The organism is Clostridium sp. CAG:43, assembly GCF_000434655.1.
Classification (GTDB): Bacteria; Bacillota; Clostridia; order Lachnospirales; family Lachnospiraceae; genus Otoolea; species Otoolea fessa.
On record NZ_FR895068.1, the window covers coordinates 1 to 3,847 of the forward strand.

The following is a 3,847-nucleotide window of genomic DNA, read 5'->3' on the forward strand; positions in this document are numbered from 1 at the left end:
GGGAGTCTTCTCGACTGAGATAAATCAGCCGCTCAGAGAGAATATGTGACAGGAATTGCTAAAATATGCAGGAGAAAGGGAGTATCCATGCAGAAACAGAAAAGGAAGACAAACCATATCCACCGGGTGGCGTGTGCCCTGCTTGCGGGGCTGGCGCTCAGCCTGGGGCTTTTGACTGGATGCGGCTCGGACGGCAGCACGATCGTGGTGGGAAAGAAGAATGAAAAAGGTTATTCCCGCGCGGAAGTGATGGTGATCGCCATGACGGAGAAAAAACGCTATGAGGAGGTCTGTACGGATCAGATCTGGGGCGTTTCAGTTGGAGAAAAGGGCGATGATTTTGAAACGTATCTAAAAAAACAGATCCGTTCGTTTATGGATGAGCTGAAAATCATGAACCTGCTGGCAGCCGACCGGGGGATTTCCCTGACTTCAGAGGAACGGGCGGCGATGGACCGGGCAGCAGCCGAGTATTTTGGGCGTCTGCCGCAGTCGGCGATTGACTCGATGGGCGTAACGGAGGCGGACGTCCAGCATATCTATGAGGATTATGGTCTGGCGGAGAAGCTGGCGGGACAGCTCACGGACAATGTGGCGCTGGAGGTCAGCGACAGTGAGGCAAAGGTGATCCATGTCAGTCAGATAAAGACATCGGATGAGAGCGAGGCAGACGCCTTCCAGCGGGCGGCATCGCAGGAAGATGCCGATTTCCAGTCCTGTGCCGAGGAGGCGGGGTTGACGGTGAGTGACCGGGTGCTGGGGCGCGGCGATGAGTCGGATGCCTATGAGAAAGAGGCATTTTCCCTTGCCGAGGGCGCAGTCAGCCAGGTGATCCATGCGGACGACGCGTACTATGTGCTCAAATGTACGGACGATTACGACGAGGACGAGACGGCGGCGCGCAAGGAGCGCATCTACGAGGAGCGGAAAAAACGCGCCTTTCAGGAGATCTACGACCGGTTCAGCAATACGATCTCCGTTTCTTACAGCAGCGGGCTCTGGGACAGTCTGGATCTGACCTCCGAGTTCGAGAAAAATGACGCGGATTTCTTTGAGATTTACGCGGAATATGCGATCAAATAGGTAGTCTGTACCTGGGGCGGGTAGACAAAAAGTAAACTTATTTTTAAAAAAGGATAACAATTCGGAACAACCGCTTGACTACCGGGGAAAATTCTTCTACAATGAACGGTAATGTCCGGTCAGGCGGACATACTGTGGAGGAAAAATACATGAATATCATAAAAGCGGTCAATCTTGTATTTGATTATATAAGACGCGATGAAGAGGGGCAGGTAGAGGAAGTAAAGCGCGCCCTGGATCATGTGAATCTGGAGATTGAGAAAGGTAGCTTTGTGGCGATCCTGGGACACAATGGTTCCGGCAAGTCCACATTTGCCAAGCAGATCAATGGCATTTTGAGCCCGACCGACGGTACGCTTTTTGTATCGGAGATGGATACAAGGGACGAGGCGCATCTGTGGGATATCCGCAAAAATGCGGGCATGGTCTTTCAGAACCCGGATAACCAGATCATAGGAAATATAGTGGAAGAGGACGTCGGATTCGGTCCGGAAAATATCGGAGTTCCGACCGAGGAGATCTGGAAGCGAGTGGATGAGAGCTTAAAGGCAGTCGGGATGACGATGTACCGCAAGCAGTCCCCGAACCATCTGTCCGGCGGACAGAAGCAGCGTGTGGCGATCGCGGGCGTCATGGCGATGAAACCAGAATGTATCGTGCTCGATGAGCCGACGGCGATGCTCGATCCGAACGGACGCAAGGAGGTTATCCGCACCGTCCATGAGTTAAACCGGGCGGAAGGAATCACGATGGTGCTGATCACCCATTATATGGAAGAGGTGGTCGATGCAGACCGCGTGATCGTCATGGATGACGGTCATATCGTGATGGACGGCACGCCGAAGGAGATTTTCTCCCGCGTGGAGGAACTAAAACAATACCGGATGGATGTGCCGCAGGTGACGGAGCTTGCGTGGGAGCTGCAGAAAAAGGGAATTCCGCTTCCAGATGGAATCCTTCGTAAATCGGAGCTTCTGGATGCACTGGTACCGCTTTTGAAAGAGGAATAGAGATGGCAATACAGGTAGAAGATTTGTGCTACACCTACGGCGAGGGCACGGCGTTAGAGCGCCAGGCATTAAAGCACGTAAGTTTTGAGATTCAGGACGGCGAATTTGTCGGTCTGATTGGTCATACCGGATCGGGAAAATCGACCCTGATCCAGCATTTAAACGGTCTGATCAAGCCGACCAGCGGCGACATTAAGTATCAGGGTGTCAGCATTTACAGCCAGGGTTATAAATTAAAGGATCTGCGGAGTAAAGTGGGGCTGGTGTTCCAGTATCCGGAGTACCAGCTCTTTGAGGCAGATATTTTTACAGACGTCTGTTTCGGACCGAAAAATCTGGGGCTTCCGCAGGAAGCGGTGGAAAAACGTGCCCGCCATGCCTTAAAGCTGNCGCCATGCCTTAAAGCTGGTCGGCATGGATGAAAAATTTTATAAGCAGTCCCCGTTTGAACTTTCCGGCGGACAGAAACGCCGCGTCGCGATCGCGGGTGTACTGGCGATGCGTCCGGAGATGATGATCCTCGACGAGCCGACGGCGGGACTCGATCCGCAGGGGCGCGATGAGATTTTAGGTCAGATCGAGCGCCTGAACCGGGAGCACGGGCTGACGATTTTGGTGGTTTCCCACAGCATGGAGGACATGGCGCGCTACGTGGACCGCATCATGGTCATGAACGACGGCGTGAAGATGTTTGACGATACGCCGAAGGAGGTATTCCGCCATTACAAGGAGTTAGAGGCGATCGGTCTTGCCGCGCCGCAGATCACTTATGTGGTGCAGGGACTTCGGGAGTGCGGGATTCCGATCGACGACGCGATCACGACGGTAGAAGAGGCGCGGGAGGCGATTCTGGCGCTGTATAACAAGCGGAGGGAGAAACAATGATACGGGATATCACAATCGGACAGTATTATCCGGTCGAATCAGTGGTTCACCGGCTGGATCCGCGTACCAAGCTGTTTGGAACGCTGATCTACATTATTTCATTATTTTTCGCGGATAACCTGCTCTGCTATGCGGTAGCGACCGTATTTCTGGCGATGGCGGTCCGTGCCTCACGCGTACCATTTAAATTTATCGTGCGGGGACTCAAGGCGATCGTGTTCCTGTTACTTATCAGTATCAGCTTTAACCTGTTTCTGACAAATGGACGGGTGATTTTCCAGATAGGGTTCTTAAAAGTGACGCATGAGGGCTTGCGACTGGCAGTTTTCATGGGTCTGCGCCTGATGTATCTGGTGATTGGTTCCTCTGTCATGACGCTGACGACGACCCCGAACCAGCTCACGGACGGCCTGGAGCGGAGTCTGGGATGCTTGAACCGTCTCCATGTGCCGGTGCATGAGATCTCGATGATGATGTCGATCGCGCTGCGTTTTATCCCGATCCTGATTGAGGAGACGGATAAGATCATGAAGGCACAGATGGCGAGAGGCGCTGATTTTGAATCTGGTAATCTCGTACAGCGGGCAAAGAGCATGATCCCGATTCTGGTACCGCTTTTCGTATCGGCGTTCCGCCGCGCGACGGATCTGGCGATGGCGATGGAGGCGCGCTGCTACCGGGGCGGAAGTGGGCGGACCAAGATGAAGCCGCTGCATTATGAGGCAAGAGACAGGGTTACTTACCTGATCCTTCTGGTTTATTTAGGAATCGTGATCGCGCTTCGAATTTTGTTTTAAAAGAGTGATTGCTTGAATGTGTCAGGGCGCATTTTTTATTCAAAAGGCGCATTTGAAAAAGAAAGTTTAGAA

General features: G+C 52.8%; 5 protein-coding genes. All 5 read left to right on the plus strand.

Annotated features, from left to right (window positions below):
- The first annotated feature begins 87 nt into the window (after positions 1 to 87).
- The 5 genes from QVO97_RS05460 (at position 88) to QVO97_RS05475 (ending at position 3,775) form a co-directional block, all read left to right on the plus strand.
- The gene (locus QVO97_RS05460) at positions 88 to 1,083 is read left to right on the plus strand and encodes a peptidylprolyl isomerase (protein WP_022359382.1); all 996 of its coding nucleotides are present in this window, start codon (positions 88 to 90) and stop codon (positions 1,081 to 1,083) included.
- A 149-nt stretch (positions 1,084 to 1,232) separates the two neighbouring features.
- Positions 1,233 to 2,093 carry an energy-coupling factor transporter ATPase gene (locus tag QVO97_RS05465; protein WP_022359383.1) on the plus strand — a complete coding sequence of 287 codons (861 nt, stop codon included), beginning with the start codon at positions 1,233 to 1,235 and terminating at the stop codon, positions 2,091 to 2,093.
- Between the two features lie 2 nt (positions 2,094 to 2,095).
- Positions 2,096 to 2,515: an ATP-binding cassette domain-containing protein gene (locus QVO97_RS12705; RefSeq protein ID WP_022359384.1), complete on the plus strand. Its 420-nt coding sequence runs from the start codon at positions 2,096 to 2,098 to the stop codon at positions 2,513 to 2,515.
- Positions 2,508 to 2,978, plus strand: coding sequence for an ATP-binding cassette domain-containing protein (locus QVO97_RS12710; protein WP_022359385.1), 471 nt, complete (start codon positions 2,508 to 2,510; stop codon positions 2,976 to 2,978). Before QVO97_RS12705 ends, QVO97_RS12710 begins: the two co-directional genes overlap by 8 nt.
- Positions 2,975 to 3,775 (plus strand): energy-coupling factor transporter transmembrane component T family protein, encoded by an 801-nt coding sequence (locus tag QVO97_RS05475; protein ID WP_022359386.1) that lies wholly within the window; start codon positions 2,975 to 2,977, stop codon positions 3,773 to 3,775. Before QVO97_RS12710 ends, QVO97_RS05475 begins: the two co-directional genes overlap by 4 nt.
- Positions 3,776 to 3,847: the final 72 nt, after the last annotated feature.